The organism is Streptomyces mesophilus, from assembly GCF_040300965.1.
Lineage (GTDB): Bacteria > Actinomycetota > Actinomycetes > Streptomycetales > Streptomycetaceae > Streptomyces > Streptomyces mesophilus_A.
The window spans coordinates 1-16,633 of record NZ_JBEPEW010000166.1 but is presented as its reverse complement, the minus strand read 5'-3'; the positions used below and the strand labels follow the sequence as shown (position 1 = coordinate 16,633).

Annotated in this window: 16 protein-coding genes and 2 pseudogenes; 9 read left to right on the top strand and 9 right to left on the bottom strand. The window is 70.0% G+C overall.

All coding sequences use genetic code 11. From position 1 onward, the window contains the following. The 4 genes and pseudogenes from ABT367_RS35635 to ABT367_RS35620 all read right to left on the bottom strand — a co-directional run. Positions 1 to 513, bottom strand: a pseudogene (locus ABT367_RS35635) (hypothetical protein); the annotation flags it as partial. After that, on the bottom strand, positions 495 to 1,277 hold the full coding sequence (locus ABT367_RS35630) for an ABC transporter ATP-binding protein (RefSeq protein ID WP_352257433.1): 783 nt from the start codon (positions 1,275 to 1,277) through the stop codon (positions 495 to 497). The gene ABT367_RS35630 and the pseudogene ABT367_RS35635, both read right to left, overlap by 19 nt. Positions 1,278 to 1,480: 203 nt before the next feature. Then, positions 1,481 to 2,851, bottom strand: a complete 1,371-nt coding sequence (locus ABT367_RS35625; RefSeq protein WP_434975611.1) for an aspartate aminotransferase family protein — start codon at positions 2,849 to 2,851, stop codon at positions 1,481 to 1,483. 2 nt (positions 2,852 to 2,853) lie between these two features. After that, a complete protein-coding gene (locus ABT367_RS35620) occupies positions 2,854 to 3,342 on the bottom strand; it encodes an Lrp/AsnC family transcriptional regulator (RefSeq protein ID WP_352257431.1) in 489 nt (162 codons plus the stop codon). A gap of 186 nt (positions 3,343 to 3,528) precedes the next feature. On the opposite strand from ABT367_RS35620, the gene ABT367_RS35615 reads away from it, so the two are divergent. Beyond that, the gene (locus tag ABT367_RS35615) at positions 3,529 to 4,965 is read left to right on the top strand and encodes a gamma-aminobutyraldehyde dehydrogenase (protein WP_352257430.1); all 1,437 of its coding nucleotides are present in this window, start codon (positions 3,529 to 3,531) and stop codon (positions 4,963 to 4,965) included. A gap of 78 nt (positions 4,966 to 5,043) precedes the next feature. Here ABT367_RS35615 and ABT367_RS35610 read toward each other — a convergent pair whose 3' ends face one another. After that, positions 5,044 to 5,664 carry a hypothetical protein gene (locus tag ABT367_RS35610; protein ID WP_352257429.1) on the bottom strand — a complete coding sequence of 207 codons (621 nt, stop codon included), beginning with the start codon at positions 5,662 to 5,664 and terminating at the stop codon, positions 5,044 to 5,046. A 175-nt stretch (positions 5,665 to 5,839) separates the two neighbouring features. On the opposite strand from ABT367_RS35610, the gene ABT367_RS35605 reads away from it, so the two are divergent. The 3 genes from ABT367_RS35605 (at position 5,840) to ABT367_RS35595 (ending at position 8,951) form a co-directional block, all read left to right on the top strand. Next, complete coding sequence (locus ABT367_RS35605; protein ID WP_352257428.1) at positions 5,840 to 6,493, top strand: response regulator transcription factor; 654 nt, start codon at positions 5,840 to 5,842, stop codon at positions 6,491 to 6,493. Continuing rightward, the gene (locus tag ABT367_RS35600) at positions 6,490 to 7,659 is read left to right on the top strand and encodes a sensor histidine kinase (RefSeq protein ID WP_352257427.1); all 1,170 of its coding nucleotides are present in this window, start codon (positions 6,490 to 6,492) and stop codon (positions 7,657 to 7,659) included. The genes ABT367_RS35605 and ABT367_RS35600 overlap by 4 nt, the downstream gene beginning before the upstream one ends. Positions 7,660 to 7,820: 161 nt before the next feature. Continuing rightward, on the top strand, positions 7,821 to 8,951 hold the full coding sequence (locus ABT367_RS35595; RefSeq protein ID WP_352257434.1) for an ABC transporter substrate-binding protein: 1,131 nt from the start codon (positions 7,821 to 7,823) through the stop codon (positions 8,949 to 8,951). 22 nt (positions 8,952 to 8,973) lie between these two features. Here ABT367_RS35595 and ABT367_RS35590 read toward each other — a convergent pair whose 3' ends face one another. Then, complete coding sequence (locus tag ABT367_RS35590) at positions 8,974 to 9,495, bottom strand: hypothetical protein (RefSeq protein ID WP_352257426.1); 522 nt, start codon at positions 9,493 to 9,495, stop codon at positions 8,974 to 8,976. Positions 9,496 to 9,629: 134 nt separating this feature from the next. Between ABT367_RS35590 and ABT367_RS35585 the strand changes: the two genes are divergently transcribed. From ABT367_RS35585 to ABT367_RS35570, 4 genes are all read left to right on the top strand, one after another. Beyond that, positions 9,630 to 10,157 carry a hypothetical protein gene (locus ABT367_RS35585; protein ID WP_352257425.1) on the top strand — a complete coding sequence of 176 codons (528 nt, stop codon included), beginning with the start codon at positions 9,630 to 9,632 and terminating at the stop codon, positions 10,155 to 10,157. Between the two features lie 16 nt (positions 10,158 to 10,173). Further along, the gene (locus ABT367_RS35580) at positions 10,174 to 10,947 is read left to right on the top strand and encodes a helix-turn-helix transcriptional regulator (RefSeq protein WP_352257424.1); all 774 of its coding nucleotides are present in this window, start codon (positions 10,174 to 10,176) and stop codon (positions 10,945 to 10,947) included. A gap of 137 nt (positions 10,948 to 11,084) precedes the next feature. After that, a complete protein-coding gene (locus ABT367_RS35575; RefSeq protein WP_352257423.1) occupies positions 11,085 to 11,951 on the top strand; it encodes a phytanoyl-CoA dioxygenase family protein in 867 nt (288 codons plus the stop codon). Further along, on the top strand, positions 11,948 to 12,274 hold the full coding sequence (locus tag ABT367_RS35570; RefSeq protein ID WP_352257422.1) for a hypothetical protein: 327 nt from the start codon (positions 11,948 to 11,950) through the stop codon (positions 12,272 to 12,274). The genes ABT367_RS35575 and ABT367_RS35570 overlap by 4 nt, the downstream gene beginning before the upstream one ends. On the opposite strand, the gene ABT367_RS35565 is transcribed toward ABT367_RS35570, so the two are convergent. The 3 genes from ABT367_RS35565 to ABT367_RS35555 form a co-directional block, all read right to left on the bottom strand. Further along, positions 12,264 to 13,427 (bottom strand): serine hydrolase domain-containing protein, encoded by a 1,164-nt coding sequence (locus ABT367_RS35565; RefSeq protein WP_352257421.1) that lies wholly within the window; start codon positions 13,425 to 13,427, stop codon positions 12,264 to 12,266. The genes ABT367_RS35570 and ABT367_RS35565 overlap by 11 nt on opposite strands. Positions 13,428 to 13,637: 210 nt before the next feature. Beyond that, entirely contained in the window at positions 13,638 to 14,966 is a 1,329-nt protein-coding gene (locus ABT367_RS35560; protein ID WP_352257420.1) for a hypothetical protein, read from the bottom strand. Between the two features lie 49 nt (positions 14,967 to 15,015). Then, positions 15,016 to 16,047, bottom strand: a complete 1,032-nt coding sequence (locus ABT367_RS35555) for an adenosine deaminase (protein ID WP_352257419.1) — start codon at positions 16,045 to 16,047, stop codon at positions 15,016 to 15,018. A 205-nt stretch (positions 16,048 to 16,252) separates the two neighbouring features. On the opposite strand from ABT367_RS35555, the pseudogene ABT367_RS35550 reads away from it, so the two are divergent. Continuing rightward, positions 16,253 to 16,633: pseudogene (locus ABT367_RS35550) on the top strand (hypothetical protein); the annotation flags it as partial.

The following is a 16,633-nucleotide window of genomic DNA, read 5'->3' as shown; positions in this document are numbered from 1 at the left end:
CAGCCGGCGCGGGCGCAGCACGACGGCGGCTGCGGCGGAGGCCGCGAGCGGGACGAGGGCGAGCAGGGTGAGGACCGCGACGAGGGGCAACGACTGGCCCGCGCCCAGGAGTTCGGCCGCATCGCCGTCCATGGGGAGGCCGGTGAGATCTCCCCGCAGATGCAGGAAGAACAGCAGCGCGAGCATCGAGCCGAGCGTGCAGGACACCAGGGTGTTCACCGCCGCGAGGACCATCAGCCGGTTGGGGCCGAGGCCCACCGCGGAGAGGCCCTGGTGCGGACGGGTTCCGGGATCGGTGCGCGCGACGGCCACAGCGAGCTGCACCGTCGCGGCGAGCGGCGGCAGGCACCACAACAGGCGCAGGACCGAGGCGCGGCCCGCGTCGGGGTGGCCGAGGGCATAGCCCATCGTGCACAGGAGCAGAAAGCCCGTGCCGCCGGCGGCGGCCGCGACCGCGAGCCGGCGGAGCAGTACGACAGGGTGGGCGCCGCGGGCTAGACGGAGAGCGAGCACGCCGTCCCTTCCGCGGAGGGGTCGGCCGGGGTCGCGACAGCGGCCGGGGCCGCGAGGAGGCCGGACGAAGGCCCGGGCATCCGCAGCGAGTTGACCCTGCGCCCGTCGAGCAGCTGCACCGTACGGTCGGCGAGCGTGGCCACCTCGGCGTCATGCGTGGCGAGCACCACCGTGATGCCGTGCGAGCGCGCCGCCGTCGTGAGCGTACGCAGCACCTGGGCGCGGTCCGCGCGGTGCAGGGGAGCGGTCGGCTCGTCGGCGAAGAGCACGGTCGGCTCGGTGACCAGGGCGCGGGCGATCGCCACGCGCTGCCGTTCGGCCTGGAGCAGGGCGTGCGGGCGCTTGCGTGCGCAGGCGCCGATGTCGAGGCGCTCGAGCCACTCCGAAGCGGCCTTGCGCGCCGGGCGGTTGGGCACCTTGCGCAGCATCAGCGGCAGCGCGACGTTCTCCCACGCGGTCAGCTCGGGCACGAGCGCCGGCTCGGGGTCGATCCAGCCGAAGCGGTCGCGCCGCAGCCGCTCCCGTACGAGCGGGCCCATGGTGTGCACCGGCGTCGAGTTGAACCAGACCTCGCCCTGCTGCGGAAGCAGCTGTCCCGACAGGCACTGGAGCAGGGTCGTCTTGCCGCAGCCGCGCGGACCGCCGACGGCGAGGATCTCGCCTTCGCGCACCTCCACGGAGACACCGGTGAGGGCGGGGGAGCCGTTGTGCGTCACGTGCAGGGCGCGGGCCCAGAGCACGTTGTTGTCCGGCGGGGCCACCATGGCGTACACCTCGGTTCTGTCGTGTGGGCCGGGGTGAAAGGCCGCTAAGTCCCGTACCCCGTAAGGGGGAACGAGGCCTGCGGCCGATCGGTCACACGAACCGTAGGGACGAACCAGGACATAGCAGATAACGCGCGGCCCGGGCACCCCTGTTCTCACTCGAACGGGGCACCCGGGCCGAAGAGCGGGTCCTGCAGCGGGTACTACAGCTTGGTCCACGCCTCCGTGAGCACGGTGCGCAGGATCTGCTCGATCTCGTCGAAGGTCGACTGGTCGGCGATCAGCGGCGGCGCGAGCTGGATCACCGGGTCGCCGCGGTCGTCGGCGCGGCAGTAAAGGCCGTTGTCGAACAGGGCCTTGGAGAGGAACCCGTACAGGACGCGCTCGGTCTCCTCGTCCGTGAAGGACTCCTTGGTGACCTTGTCCTTGACGAGCTCGATGCCGTAGAAGAACCCGTTGCCGCGGACGTCGCCGACGATCGGCAGGTCGTGCAGCTTCTCCAGGGTGGCCTTGAACGCGCCCTCGTTGTCGAGGACGTGCTGGTTCAGCTTCTCCTTCTCGAAGATGTCGAGATTGGCGAGGCCGACGGCCGCGGAGACCGGGTGGCCGCCGAAGGTGTAGCCGTGCAGGAAGGTGTTGTCGCCCTGGTAGAACGGCTCGGCGATCCTGTCCGAGATGATGCACGCACCGATCGGGGAGTAGCCCGAGGTCATGCCCTTGGCGCAGGTGATCATGTCCGGTACGTAGCCGAACTTGTCGCAGGCGAACATCGTGCCGAGCCGGCCGAAGGCGCAGATGACCTCGTCCGAGACCAGCAACACGTCGTACTGGTCGCAGATTTCGCGTACGCGCTGGAAGTAGCCGGGCGGCGGCGGGAAGCAGCCGCCGGCGTTCTGCACCGGCTCCAGGAAGACGGCCGCGACGGTGTCGGGGCCCTCGAAGAGGATCTCCTGCTCGATCTGGTCGGCGGCCCAGCGGCCGAAGGCCTCGGGGTCGTCGCCGTGGATCGGGGCGCGGTAGATGTTGGTGTTCGGCACCTTGTGCGCGCCGGGGACCAGCGGCTCGAACGGGGCCTTCAGGGCCGGGAGTCCGGTGATGGACAGGGCGCCCTGCGGGGTGCCGTGGTAGGCGACCGCACGCGAGATGACCTTGTACTTGGTGTGCTTGCCCTTGAGCTTGAAGTACTGCTTGGCGAGCTTCCAGGCGGTCTCGACCGCCTCACCGCCGCCGGTGGTGAAGAAGACCTTGTTGAGGTCGCCGGGAGCGTGGTGGGCCAGGCGCTCCGCGAGCTCGACGGCCTTGGGGTGGGCGTACGACCAGACCGGGAAGAAGGCCAGCTCCTGCGCCTGCTTGAACGCCGTCTCGGCCAGCTCCACGCGCCCGTGGCCCGCGTTGACCACGAACAGGCCCGCGAGCCCGTCGAGGTAGCGCTTGCCCTTGTCGTCGTAGATGTAGGTGCCCTCGCCGCGCACGATCGTCGGCACGGGCGCGTTCTCGTACGACGACATCCTGGTGAAGTGCATCCACAGGTGGTCGTAGGCGGTCTTGGAGAGGTCCTTGGTGCCTTGGCCCATGGTTATCGGGATCCCCATTGGTAGGTCTGCTTCTTGAGCTTGAGGTAGACGAAGCTCTCGGTGGAGCGCACACCGGGAAGGGTGCGGATCCGCTTGCTGATGACTTCGAGCAGGTGGTCGTCGTCCTCGCAGACGACTTCCGCGAGCAGGTCGAAGGACCCCGCGGTGAGCACCACGTACTCGACTTCGTCCATGGCCGTCAGTGCTTCGGCGACCGGGTCGAGGTCTCCCTCGACGTTGATGCCGAGCATCGCCTGCCGCCGGAAGCCCACGGTGAGCGGGTCGGTGACGGCGACGATCTGCATCACGCCTTGGTCGAGCAGTTTCTGCACCCGCTGCCGCACGGCTGCCTCGGACAGGCCCACGGCCTTGCCGATGGCTGCGTACGGGCGGCGTCCGTCCTGCTGGAGCTGCTCGATGATCGCCAGGGAGACGGCGTCCACACCGTTCGGCGTCGGTGCCGATCTGTTTTCTGCGCTGCGACTGGCCACGGCCCCACTGTGCAGGACAGGTCGTCGTTCTTGCAAGGCCTGAGCGATGAAATTCGTTGTTTGAGGGTGCCGATCACGCGGATTCCGTAGTTGTGACCTGAGAGGTATGTCGAAAGCGTCGGTCGTCGGACTAGGGTGGTGGTCTCACGTACTGGACAGGCAAGCACCACCATGGGAGGCCGGGCAGTGAGCACCGAACTGCGTCGTCTGCGGAACTACATCAACGGCGAATTCCGGGACGCGGCCGACGGCCGCACCACCGAGGTCGTGAACCCGGCCACGGGCGAGGCGTACGCGACGGCGCCCCTGTCGGGCCAGGCCGACGTCGACGCCGCGATGGAGTCGGCCGCGGCCGCGTTCCCCGCGTGGCGCGACCTCGTACCCGCCGAGCGCCAGAAGTACCTGCTCAAGATCGCCGACGCCTTCGAGGAGCGGGCCGAGGAGCTGATCGCGGCCGAGGTCGAGAACACCGGCAAGCCGATCGGGCTCACCCGCTCCGAAGAGATCCCGCCGATGGTGGACCAGATCCGCTTCTTCGCGGGCGCGGCCCGGATGCTCGAAGGCCGCGCGGCCGGCGAGTACATGGAGGGTCTGACCTCGATCGTGCGCCGGGAGCCGATCGGTGTCTGCGCGCAGGTCGCACCGTGGAACTACCCGATGATGATGGGCGTATGGAAGTTCGCCCCGGCGCTCGCCGCGGGCAACACCGTGGTCCTCAAGCCCTCGGACACCACCCCCGCGTCCACCGTCCTGATGGCGGAGATCATCGGCTCGATCGTCCCGAAGGGTGTCTTCAACGTCGTCACCGGCGACCGCGACACCGGCCGCCTGATGGTCGAGCACAAGACGCCCGCGATGGCCTCCATCACCGGTTCGGTGCGCGCCGGCATGCAGGTGGCCGAGTCCGCGTCCAAGGACCTCAAGCGCGTCCACCTGGAGCTCGGCGGCAAGGCGCCCGTCGTGGTCTTCGAGGACACCGACATGGCCAAGGCGATCGAGGACATCTCCGTCGCGGGCTTCTTCAACGCCGGCCAGGACTGCACCGCCGCGACCCGCGTGCTCGTGCACGAGTCCATCCACGACGAGTTCGTGCAGGCCCTCGCCAAGGCGGCGGCCGACACCAAGACCGGCATGCCGGACGACGAGGACGTGCTCTACGGTCCGCTGAACAACCCCAACCAGCTCGCCCAGGTCACCGGCTTCATCGACCGCCTCCCGGCGCACGCGCGCGTCGAGGCGGGCGGCCACCGGGTCGGCGAGAAGGGCTACTTCTACGCGCCGACCGTGGTCTCTGGCCTCAAGCAGGACGACGAGATCATCCAGAGCGAGGTGTTCGGACCGGTCATCACCGTCCAGTCCTTCTCCTCCGAGGAGCAGGCCGTGGAGTACGCGAACGGCGTCGAGTTCGCCCTCGCCTCCTCGGTGTGGACCAAGGACCACGCGCGCGCGATGCGCATGTCCAAGGTGCTCGACTTCGGCTGCGTGTGGATCAACACCCACATCCCGCTGGTCGCCGAGATGCCGCACGGCGGGTTCAAGAAGTCCGGTTACGGCAAGGACCTCTCGGCGTACGGGTTCGACGACTACACCCGTATCAAGCACGTGATGACGTCGCTGGGCTGAGGCCCGGCTGCTTTCGCCCGACGGGCGGTCCCGCAGAAGGGTGCGGGGCCGCCCGTCGGCGTTTCGGTGCGTGGGACGTCAGGCGCTCTCGGTGGTGCCGAGTTGTCCGCCGTCCTCCAGTTCCTTGTGCAGCAGGGGGCCCTTTTCCTTGTCTATGTGCTTGCCGGGCTTCCCGGGCGGCACGGGCTGGTCCGGGAGCGGTACGCCGGCCTTCTCCATGATCGGCGCGCAGGCCTTGTAGGCCTTCTTGTACGCGGCCGAGAACGGTTCCAACTGCTTGGACTTGCCGTCCAGTTCAAGGCGTATGTGGCCGTCCCCCGCGTCCGACACCTTGAACTCGGGGAACTCGCTCAGTCCGTTGTCGCGCATACAGGCGGAGAAGTCCGTGGCTCCTTCCTTCGCCTTGCCGACGTCGGCGCCCTTGACTATGAGCACCATCGCGAACCGGCCCCCGCGCTCGCGGACCACGTCGGAGCCCAGTTCGTGGGTGTCGGGCCCCTCGCCGGAGTCCGAGGGGGGATTCGGCCGCTCGTATCCCGGCGGGGTGCTGCCGTCGGATGCCATGGCCTGGACGGAGAAGACGGTGCCGAGGGCGGCGGCGGAGAGCAGCGCGCCGGCGATCGTGAACCGCCGCAGCCGGGTGCGCGCGGGCCTGGGCTCGGGCGGCGTCCCGGGCTCGGCGGTCACGGGCTCGTTCATCGAAGTCCTCCTGCGGTCGGGGTGGTGGGAGTGCGCGCCATCGGGCGGCGCCTGAAGTCAGCCAAGCGCGCGGGCGGTTACGGCACGGGAACAGCCCACGGGCCGGGCTGACCAGCCCTTCCTTACGCGGCCCTCACTTACGCCCCCGTAACCGCTCCGCCGCGACACTGCGGACATGCGCGTGCTGGTGGTCGACGACCATGTGGAGCTGGCCGAGACGGTCGCCGGGGGACTGCGCCGCGAAGGCATCGCGGTCGACCTGGCCTTCGACGGGCTCACCGCTCTCGAGCGGGCCGAGATCAACGGGTACGACGTGGTCGTCCTCGACCGCGACCTGCCCGGACTGCACGGCGACGAGGTGTGCGCCGCGCTGGTCCGGGGCGGCAGCCGGGCCCGCGTCCTGATGCTCACCGCGTCCGGGCGGATCGCCGACCGGGTCGAAGGGCTCGCGCTCGGCGCCGACGACTATCTGGCCAAACCCTTCGCGTTCGCGGAACTCGTCGCCCGTATCCGCGCCTTGGCCCGCCGCGCCCAGCCCGCCCTTCCGCCCGTCCTCGTCCACGGCGAGCTCCGACTCGATCCGGCCAGGCGCACGGCCCGCCGTGCTGGGCGCGAACTGGCGCTCAGCCCCAAGGAGTTCGCCGTCCTCGAACTCCTGATGGCCGCGCAGGGCGCCGTCGTATCCGCCGAGGAACTGCTCGAACGGGCCTGGGACGAGGCGGCTGACCCGTTCAGCCAGACTGTGAAGGTCACGGTCAGCAGGCTGCGCCGCAAGCTCGGCGAACCGCAGGTGATCGAGACGGTCGAGCGGGCGGGGTACCGGCTGTGAGGTTCGTACTCACCCATGTACGCGGCGCGTTCCCGCGCACGATCCGCTGGCGGCTGACCCTGCTCTACAGCGGTCTGTTCATCGTCGCGGGAACCTTGCTGCTCGGCTCCACCTACCTCCTCGTCTCGCAGGTCGCGCCCGCCGACTACGTACAGAAATCGGTGCAGGTGCCGAAAGCGCTCCAGGGGCTCCCAGGCGGTGAGCAGGGCCTGGACCGGGTCATCGGTGAGCAGGTGGCCGGCGCCCGCGACGACCAGCTCGACGATCTCCTCGTACGGTCGGCCTTCGCGCTCGCCGTCATGGCCGCCGCGTCCCTGCTGCTCGGCTGGCTGGTGGCCGGGCGTGTCCTGTCGCCCCTGCGCACCATGGCCGCGGGCGCCCGCCGTATCTCGGCGGACAACCTGCACGAGCGGCTCGCGGTGCGCGGTCCTGACGACGAACTCAAGACGCTCGCCGACACCTTCGACGAGCTGCTCGCCCGTCTGGAGGACTCCTTCGCGGCCCAGCGCCAGTTCGTCGCGAACGCCTCGCACGAGCTGCGCACCCCGCTCACGCTCCAGCAGGCCGTCATCGACATCACGCTCTCGGACCCCGGCGCGGATCAGGACGCCCTGCGGGACGCACTCGACCGGGTCCGTTCGGCGGGGCGCCAGCAGGAGCGCCTCATCGACGCCCTGCTCACGCTGGCGCGCAGCCAGGGCGGTCTGCGGCGCAGGGAGTGCGTGGATCTGGCGCTGCTGGTAGGGGAGTTGCTGCCCGCCGGCGAGGGCCTGCGGGTGGAGTCCCGGCTCGACGCCGCGCCGGTCCTCGGCGACGCCCAGCTCCTGGAACGCCTGGTGACCAACCTCCGTGACAACGCCGTACGCCATAACAGTCCGGCGCCGCAAGGGGGTTGGGTCAGCGTGCGCACCGGCCTGCGGGACGGGCGCCCCACCCTGCGGATCTCCAACAGCGGTCCGGTGATCAGGGCCGATCAGGTCGCCGGTCTGTTCCAGCCGTTCCGCCGCCTCGGACCCGACCGGGTGCGCGGCAACGACAGCGGTCAGGGCCTCGGTCTTTCCATCGTCGCGGCGGTGACCTCGGCACACGGGGGAGAGGTACGCGCGTGGCCGCGCGCCGAGGGCGGTCTGGACGTGGAGGTGAACCTTCCTGCGGTCTCGTCATGAGGCCCCGCTGGACAGGGTGTCGGGTCAGGGGCCCACCGCTCGACGCCCCGTCCATTGCCCGGGCCCACGGGCCGGGAGAAGCTGCGTGGGTGCGTACGAACCGAAGCGTCAGCCAGCTGTCCCGCCGTAACCTGCTGCGTGCCCTCGGTGGTGGCGCGGCCATGGGTGCGCTGGCCGGGTGCGGGGTGCAGGCCGCGTACATCGGGCCCGAGGACCGGGCCGCGTCCGACCGTTCGGCGAGCGAGAAGAAGCTGACCTTCGCCAACTGGCCGCTGTACATCGACACCGCTGCCGACGGCGAGGGCGCGGCCGAGTCGCTCCGTCCCACACTCGCGGCCTTCGAGGAGCGGACCGGGATCTCCGTGCGCTACACCGAGGAGATCAACGACAACGACGAGTTCTTCGGCAAGATCAGCCCGTCCCTGATCAACAGGCAGGAGACCGGCCGCGATCTGATCGTCATCAGCGACTGGATGTGCGCCCGTTTCGTAGGGCTCGGCTGGGTCCAGGAGATGGACCGCTCGCGCCAGCCCAACGTCACCAAGTACCTCGACCCGCTCCTGCGCGACCCGCACTTCGACCGGGGCCGCATGTCGACCGTGCCCTGGCAGTCGGGCATCACCGGCATCGCGTACAACCGCAAGGCCCTAGGCCGCGAGCTGCGCTCGGTCTCCGACCTGTGGGCGGACGACCTGAAGGGCAAGGTCACTCTCCTGTCCGGTCTGGACGAGGCGTTCGCGCTGCTCATGCAGGGCGAAGGCGTGGACATCACGCGCTGGAAGGCGGACGACTTCCACAACGTCTGCGACCGCGTCGAGAAGCTCGTCGACTCCCGGCACATCCGCCGCTTCACCGGCAACGACTACCTCAAGGACCTGGAGAGCGGCGATGTGCTCGCCTGCCAGGCGTACTCGGGCGATGTGATCCAGCTCCAGGCGGACAAGCCGGAGATCGAGTTCCTCATCCCCGAGGAGGGCGCCGAACTCTGGTCGGAATCCCTGATGATCCCCAACCTGGCCCGCCACAAGGCCAACGCGGAGTTGCTCGTCGACCACTACTACGACCCCGAGGTCGCGGCCGAACTCGCCGCGTGGGTCAACTACGTCTGCCCGGTCCCGGCGGCCCGCGACGTCCTGGCGAACTCCAAGGACGAGGAGACGGCGGCGCTCGCCGAGGACCCGCTCATCTTCCCCGACGACGCGATGCGTTCCCGCCTTGCGATCGCCCGGGACATCACGCCCGATGAGCGGCCGGAGCTGGCGAAGAGGTGGAACGGGATCGTGGGGCTCTGAGGGCAAAGTCCGGTCCACGGTGTCAGTGGGCGACGAGCAGTTTCACGCCGACCACGGCAAGGCCGAGCGTGGCGTTGAGCCCGGCGATGACCAGGCCGCCGAGCAGTCCCGCGCCGATGCGCCGTGCGCCCGCGAACCCCCACGCCGCCAGGGTCGTGAGCTCACTTGCGACCGAGATCCACAGCGCTGTGGTCACGCCCATCAGTCCCACCGCGGACAGCCCGGTCATCAGGAGCGGGCCGATGGCGGTGGTGAGCAGCGGGCTGCTGGTGAACAACATGTGCCGGATCTCGGCGATGTGGGGGAGCCTGCCGTGGGCCACCGGGAGCGACTGCAGATCCGCGATCAGCGTGGCCAGCCACAGGCCCAGCGCGGTGACGCCGACGGACGCCACCACTGCCCAGTGCGTGGAATGGCCGCCCTGCGCGAGGGCGACCAGTACGGCGAGCAGGGAAATCGAGGCGTAGATACGTTCCTTGAGCCGCTCACGCAGCGCATCGGCATCCTCATACGTCTCCGCTCGCGGTGTGCTGCCCTCGGCCATGGACGCACCTTAAGTGGAGGCATCACGTCCGGTGCGGTGCGACAGGCTCGCCCCCTGACAGCCGAGTCCATCTGCGGTCGGGGCAGGCGGGACCCCACTTTTGAACGTGTTCAACGGGGGCGTACGCTCCTGCCATGAGCGAGCGAGCCGCCCTCCTGAAGGGCATCCGTGCGTGGCTGGTCTTCTTCGTCGTGTGTCTGGTGCTGAGCGGAGCCACGGCCTTCCCGCTGGTGCATGAACTGCGCTGGACCGAGGACCTGTTGAGGTGGCTGTCCGTCGGTGACCACCTGCCCGCCCTCATGGAGTGGATGGAACGGGTCAGGCAGGGCCTGGACACGGCCGACGCGGACTACCCGTTCCTCCTCTACGGCACCGACTGGCTGGCCTTCGCCCACCTCGTCATCGCCGTGGCGTTCTACGGGCCGTACCGCGATCCCGTGCGCAACATCTGGGTGATCGAGTTCGGCATGATCGCCTGTGCCGGGATCATTCCGCTGGCGCTGATCTGCGGACCGATCCGGGGGATTCCCCTCTGGTGGTCGGTGATCGACATGGCCTTCGGGGTGTTCGGAGTGATTCCGTTGTACGTGGTGTGGCGGCGGATCAAGCGGCTCGAGACGCTGACCGGGGCTTACCGCCCCGCGGCGGCCGTGGCCGGCTGAGCGGAAGGAGCGGGGCGTGGTCCAGACGGTTCCCGTCCGGCTCGACGAGCCGCCCGAGCCGGTGGCGATCGGGATCGGAGTCCACGGTACGGACGGGCAGGTGGACGACTTCCTGCTGCCCGATCTGTGGCAGTTCCATCTGTACGACTACACCGCCGACTTGACCGTGGGCGGCACCGGGCACGTGCTGCGCCCCGGCTCCGTCAGTCTCGTGCCGCCCGGCACGCCGGTCCGCTACCGCTACCGCGGCCGCTCCGAACACCTCTACGTCCATCTGCGGCTCGGCTCGGGCGGTGACCCGCGGGACGTGCCGGCCGTGCAGCATGCGGGGGCCCAGACCGTGGCGCTCGAGGGGCAGTTGCGGCAGGCGCTCGCCGCGTGGCCGCACACGCGCGGGCGGGCGGTGGCCGAGGTGTGGGCCGCGCTGTGGCGGGTGGCCGGGCTCGCTCCGCCGCAGGGCCGCGGTGCACGGGCGCCGCATCCCGCGGTGGCCGCCGCGGTGGAGCTGATCGAGCAGCGCCTTGCGCAGCCGCTGGCCGTGTCCGAGATCGCGAAGGAGGCCGGCGTCTCCCACAACCATCTGACCCGGCTGTTCCGTACGGCCACCGGGCAGACGGTGGTCGGCTACGTCCGGGCCCGGCGCATGGAGCGGGCCCGGCACCTGCTGCGGGCCAGCACTCTGTCCATCCCCGCGATCGCCGCCACGGTCGGTATCCCGGACCTCCAGGCGTTCAACAAGGCCTGCCGCCGCGAGCTCGGAGCTTCGCCGCGGGCCATCAGGGGCGCCTAGCGGGGAGCGGGGGAGCCTGTGGCATGAGCGGGGTGTCCGGCGTGGGCGGGAGCGCCTGGCACGAGGGTGAGAATCGACCACCGGACGGTGAACGCGACCCACCCGCTCCCCGTACGACCGCTCCTAGCGTGTGCGTCATGACGGAAACCGAGGTGACGAAGAAACCGGGCGGTGCGCTGCTCAGTTCGGTCCAGATGGCGCGGTTCGTGGCGCGCGGTTCGCTGCGGCTCGACGCGGTGGTACCGGAGGAGATGAACGCCGAGGCGCTGCGGGTGCTCGCGCGGGGCATGGCGCCCGTGCCGTACGGAACGCCGGTCTCCCAGGCGTACGCACAAGGGTCGTTCGCTCAGCGGCTGCTCGAACTGCCGCAGGTGGCAGGGGCGTTGCACAGTCTGGTGGGCGGGGAGCCGGTCGTCGACCACCACGCCGTGCACATCCGCGAACCGCACGGAGGCGAGGCCCAGCCGCTGCACGCGGACGCCATCATCGACGTCCGGCGGGACGCCTTCGACGTCCAGCTCATGTACTACCCGCAGGAAGTGACCCTGGAGATGGGCGGCACCCTCAGCGTGCCGGGCAGCCATCTGCGGCGGACCAACGAGACCGACACCGGCCGCTACCAGAACCTGCGCGGCCAGGACCGCCTCGTCTGCCCGGCGGGCACGGTGGTGTTCCTGCACCACGGACTGTGGCACGGGGGCCGGCGCAACGACAGCGACACCGTCCGCTACATGTTCAAGATCCGCTTCGCTCCCCGGGAGCGGCAACGGCTCCTGTGGGACACCGCGGACCTGCACGACCCGCGGGTGCGTACCGAACTGGATGTGCACTTCCCCTGGTACGAGCAGGCCGCGGGCCGCCTCGAGCGGTACAACCGGGTGCTGTTGTGGCGCGAGTTGACCGGAGACGACACCTTCGACCTCGGTGACCCGTGGGTCACCCGCGTGACCAACCGGCCCGCTGCCGCCCCCGCCCCCGCCCGCTCCGAGGAGGACGCCGCATGACCCTCGACACGACGCCCCCCGTGCCTGTGCTGCGGCAACGGGTGCTGGTCCTCTACCTCTCCGACTCGGCCCTCGACTCCCCGGTCGTCGGCTGGTCCCGCTACGACGGAACCGGCCGTACCTCCCCGACCACGGGCGACAGCGACGAACCCCCGTACGAGACCGGCGTGGCGGCCCTCCTCGACGGCTGGCGCCTGATCCAGGCCGCCCAGCTGATCCCGCCGTATCCGGGCGGCGAGTACGACGTCTCGTTCCTGAAGCACGAGTTCGTGTTCGAGCAGCTGGTCGACATGAGGGCCGGGAGCGGCTCCGTCACTGGTTGAACGCCGGGAACGCGAAGCGCATCGCCAGGGGGCCGCCGTCCTGGTGGGCGGCGGTGGCGTTGACCGAGTAGACGACCGTGCGGGAGAGATCCGGGGTCGCGGCGATGACCGTGTGGAATCCGGGCCGGGCGCCGGTCTTGCCCCAGACCACCTTGCCGTTGACCTTGAACCGCTCCAGGCCGGCCGCCATGGTGGCAGGCTCACCCGTCTCGATGTCGTCCACCGCCGGGCGCGTGAACATCTCCTTCAGCTGCGGCTCGGGCACGACCCGGCCGCGGAACAGGGCCACCATGAAGCGCTCCAGATCCCTGGCCGAGGAGATCATGTCGCCGGCGGCGAAACGGTCGGTCATGTTCCACTCGGTGACGTCGACGAGTTCACCGTTCATCTCCTGGTATCCGCGGTGGTGCGGGCCGCGGATCCTCGGGTCGGAGCCCGGAAAGTACGAGTCGCGCATGCCGAGCGGGCGGAAGATCCGCTGGGCCGCCTGATGGGCGAACGTGTCGCCGGTGACCTTCTCGATGATCAGGCCGAGCACCGTGTAGTGGATGTTGGAGTACCGCTGGTACTCACCCGGCTTGTGCAGCGGACCCGCCGCCGCGGAGGCCGCCACGACCTCCTGGGGCGTGAGCGTCTCGAAGCGGTTCGCGTACAGCTCCTCGTCCGTCTCGCCGAGGGCGGCACCCGGCTTCAGGCCGCTGGTGTAGTTGAGCAACTGCCGTACGGTGATGGGCTCGAAGGTGCCCGCGGGGAGCAGGTCCGGCAGGTACTCCTGGACCGTGCCGTCCAGGTCGAGCGTGCCGTCCGCGACCAGCCGCAGGATGAGCGCCGCGGTCACGATCTTCGTGGTCGAGCCGGCGCGGAAGCGGACGTTGTCTCTGGCCGGTGCTCCGGTCCTGAGATTGCTGACACCCGCGACGCCCTGCCAGGTGCCGTTGCCGCCGACCCGTATCAGCGCCGCCGTGGCCTGCTGGTCCGGCAGGCCCTCGAGCGCGGTCTCGAGCGCCTCGACATCCGGACCGCTGGACTGCGTGGCGGTGGCGGTGTCGGCCGCGGGGCGGCCGTCCGCGAAGGCCGGAGAGGCGAGGGTGCCGCCGGCGGCGAGGCCGAGGACGAGAGCGGCGGCGACGGTCGTACGCAGGGAAGCGCGCATGCTGTGAGCTCCAAGAGGCCGTTGGTGCACCGGAATTGGTGCACTTGTTGTTGACGCCTCTCATCCTGCTGATCATGCGACGCCGGCGGATCATCGCTGCGGAGGGTGCGGTCCCTGGGGGGACCCTGGGGTGGCGGGGGCCCGGCGTGCTGGAGTTTTCGGGGGTGGCCCCTAGGGGGCGCGCAGCCACGTTCCGCGGGACACGCGCCACTAGTACTTGCCGTCGATGCCCGCGACGCTTCCTGCGACGTCCGCGTCGCCCAGTGCGGCCCACCAGTTGAAGTGCTGATCCGGGGCGTGGTCCATCGTCACACGCAGGAGGTAGGACTTCCGGTAGCCGTCCGGCACCGGCCCCCGGGAGACGGGGAACGTCACTCGATGGTCATGCTCGGTGGTGGGCAGTTCGATCCACTCGTCGGAGTCCTCGGCCCGGTACTCCATCCGTCCGAGCGGAGGGTCCGGAGCCATGGAGAACTCCACATGCAGCGGCGGATACGGCACACCGGTCCGGTTCTCGACCGTGAAGCGGAGCTCGCCCCAGGCGCCGGACTTCTTGCGGAACGGCTTCGTCGGCTTCACGGCGAACGTCGGCAGAACCAGCTTGACGGGCTTGCCGTCGAAGGCGAGCGGAGTCCTCCCCGGAGACTCACCCACCAGATGCAGCCTGGCCGACACCCCGAAGGAATCGCTCTCTCTGTTGCTGATCGTTTCGATGCGGAGCCGGAACCGGAACCGCTTGTGCGCATCCTCGGCCAGTGAAAAGTCAGCTGTGGCAGGGAAATCTCCGGCCAACGGGACCCAGCGCCCGGCGAGGAACTGTTCGAACTCCGCCGTCTCGTGGACGACATCGCTGCCGTACGAGTTCGTCGCGAGGTCCAGCCGCAGCCGCTGCCGTGGCGCGTTGTTGCGGACCTCGACCTCGAACTCGGCCCAGCCACCTCGTGGCGTGAGCGACGCGGGCGCGGTGACCTCGACACTCTGCCCGGAGTGGTACTGGAACACGAGGTCCGACTCCCACCACCGCTTGGCGCCGGCCGTCGCGGACAGACCGGCGACGATCTGGAAGGCGCGGACATCTTCAGGCGGTCGGTCCAAAGTGAGCCGGACGTCGTAGGTCTTGGTTTCGTGCGGCTCGAAGGCGAGCGGGAGCACGGAACTTTCGACCGGATCGGACTCGCCCGGGTCGACCATGTGCAGCGGTATACGTCGCCAGGCCGAGTCTGTCGTCTCGCGGAACTCCAACTTCGCGCCGTCCGGTGTGACGCCGTAGGCGATGGAGAAGACAAGCTGCGCCGGGACCCCCGCCGGACAGTCGCTCCCGCGCATCGCCAGCTGGAACCGGCCGGTTCCGCCGGACCAGTCGAGATGGCCGTCTCCGGTGAGCTCCGGCTGGTCGGTGCAGCCGGGTGACTTCGACATGGGTTTCGACACGGTGGGGCCGGGCTGCGCATCCGGTGCCGAGCCGCAAGCGGCGAGCAACGCCAGTCCGGTCAGGACCAGCAGACAGAGCAGCCGATGTCCGAGTCCCCGTCCCCGCATGGGTGAGAGCCTCTCGCAACCACCCGCCCCGGCACCAGAGTTCGGTGGATCAGGGAGCGAGCCACTGCTCCGTGTACGTGTCGATCTCCGTGGCGATGCGGTGCTTGCCCTCCGCGTCCAGGAACGAGGCCTCCACCGCGTTCTTCGCCAGGGCCGCGATGCCCCGTTCGTCGAGGTCGAGCAGCCGGGCGGCCACCGCGTACTCGGAGTTGAGGTCCGTGCCGAACATCGGCGGGTCGTCGGAGTTGATGGTGACGAGCACGCCGGCCCCGGTCATCTCCTTGATGGGGTGCTCGTCGAGCGTGGTCACCGCACGCGTGGCGATATTGGACGTCGGGCAGACCTCGAGCGGGATGCGGTGCTCGGCCAGGTGCTTGAGCAGGTCCGGGTCCTGGGTGGAGCTGGTGCCGTGGCCGATACGTTCGGCGCCGAGCTCGTTGAGGGCGTCCCAGATGGTGCCCGGGCCCGTGGTCTCGCCCGCGTGCGGGACCGAGTGCAGACCGGCGGCGAGCGCACGGTCGAAGTACGGCTTGAACTGCGGGCGCGGTACGCCGATTTCGGGCCCGCCGAGACCGAACGAGACCAGACCCTCGGGGCGCAGCGCGTCGTCCGTCGCGAGGCGGGCCGTCACCTCGGCGGACTCCAGACCGGCCTCGCCCGGGATGTCGAAGCACCAGCGCAGGATCGTGCCGAACTCGGACTCGGCCGCCTTGCGCGCGTCCTCGATCGCCTCCATGAAGGCGCGCTCGTCGATGCCCCGGCGCACCGAGCTGTACGGGGTGACCGTGAGCTCCGCGTAGCGGATGTTCTGGCGGGCCATGTCACGGGCCACCTCGAAGGTGAGCAGCCGTACGTCCTCGGGGGTGCGCACCAGGTCCACGACGGCGAGGTAGACCTCGATGAAGTGGGCGAAGTCCGTGAACGTGAAGAAGTCCGCGAGCGCCTCGGGGTCGGTGGGCACCTTTGAGTCCGGGTGGCGGGCGGCGAGGTCCGCGACGATACGGGGCGAGGCCGAGCCGACGTGGTGCACGTGCAGTTCGGCCTTGGGCAGCCCGGCGATGAAGGGGGTCAGATCCGTCACGGTCACGGCGTCCTCCGGATGCGGTGCGATGCGATGGGTTGCGGTGCTGTTGCGACGCGGTCCGCAGGGTTCTGGGGATTTCTCGTCGGGATCATCGTAGGTGTGGGGGTACGGGCAGGGTTCGTGCACCCGGGATCGGGCGGGCGGAGACCGCCAGAGGGGGCGCCGTAGCATGGCGTGACGTGCGGATGTGAAGGGAACGGCGATGTCCGAGCAAGCAGACCAGACGCCCGGCGAGCGGGAGCGGCAGGACCCGTGGGCGCCCCCTGCGGAGCGGACGGTTCCGGACACGGGCGATTCCGACTCCGGTGCTGGGCGGCCGGAACCGGAGTCGGGGGCCCGGACGTTGTCGGGGTCCGAAGTGGAGACCTCATCCGAGGTGGCGACGGCCGGTGTCTCGGGGGCCGAGGCGGAGACGGTCGGTGTCTCGGGTTCCGAGGCGGAGACGGTCGGTGCGTCGGGTTCCGAGGCGGAGACCGTCGGTGTCTCCGGCCGTGAAGCGGAGGCTGCCGCCGGGTCCGTCCCCGCCACCGGGCCCGAGGCAGAGACCATCGGCGCCACCCCGCCCGGCCCGCACGACGGCGGG

Bases quoted from the DNA above. Each gene is read 5' to 3' on its own strand.
- ABT367_RS35630 (WP_352257433.1), bottom strand. From the start codon at position 1,277: ATGGTGGCCCCGCCGGACAACAACGTGCTCTGGGCCCGCGCCCTGCAC.
- ABT367_RS35625 (WP_434975611.1), bottom strand. From the start codon at position 2,851: ATGGGCCAAGGCACCAAGGACCTCTCCAAGACCGCCTACGACCACCTG.
- ABT367_RS35610 (WP_352257429.1), bottom strand. From the start codon at position 5,664: ATGAACGAGCCCGTGACCGCCGAGCCCGGGACGCCGCCCGAGCCCAGG.
- ABT367_RS35605 (WP_352257428.1), top strand. From the start codon at position 5,840: ATGCGCGTGCTGGTGGTCGACGACCATGTGGAGCTGGCCGAGACGGTC.
- ABT367_RS35595 (WP_352257434.1), top strand. From the start codon at position 7,821: ATGGGTGCGCTGGCCGGGTGCGGGGTGCAGGCCGCGTACATCGGGCCC.
- ABT367_RS35590 (WP_352257426.1), bottom strand. From the start codon at position 9,495: ATGGCCGAGGGCAGCACACCGCGAGCGGAGACGTATGAGGATGCCGAT.
- ABT367_RS35585 (WP_352257425.1), top strand. From the start codon at position 9,630: ATGAGCGAGCGAGCCGCCCTCCTGAAGGGCATCCGTGCGTGGCTGGTC.
- ABT367_RS35575 (WP_352257423.1), top strand. From the start codon at position 11,085: ATGACGGAAACCGAGGTGACGAAGAAACCGGGCGGTGCGCTGCTCAGT.
- ABT367_RS35570 (WP_352257422.1), top strand. From the start codon at position 11,948: ATGACCCTCGACACGACGCCCCCCGTGCCTGTGCTGCGGCAACGGGTG.
- ABT367_RS35565 (WP_352257421.1), bottom strand. From the start codon at position 13,427: ATGCGCGCTTCCCTGCGTACGACCGTCGCCGCCGCTCTCGTCCTCGGC.
- ABT367_RS35560 (WP_352257420.1), bottom strand. From the start codon at position 14,966: ATGCGGGGACGGGGACTCGGACATCGGCTGCTCTGTCTGCTGGTCCTG.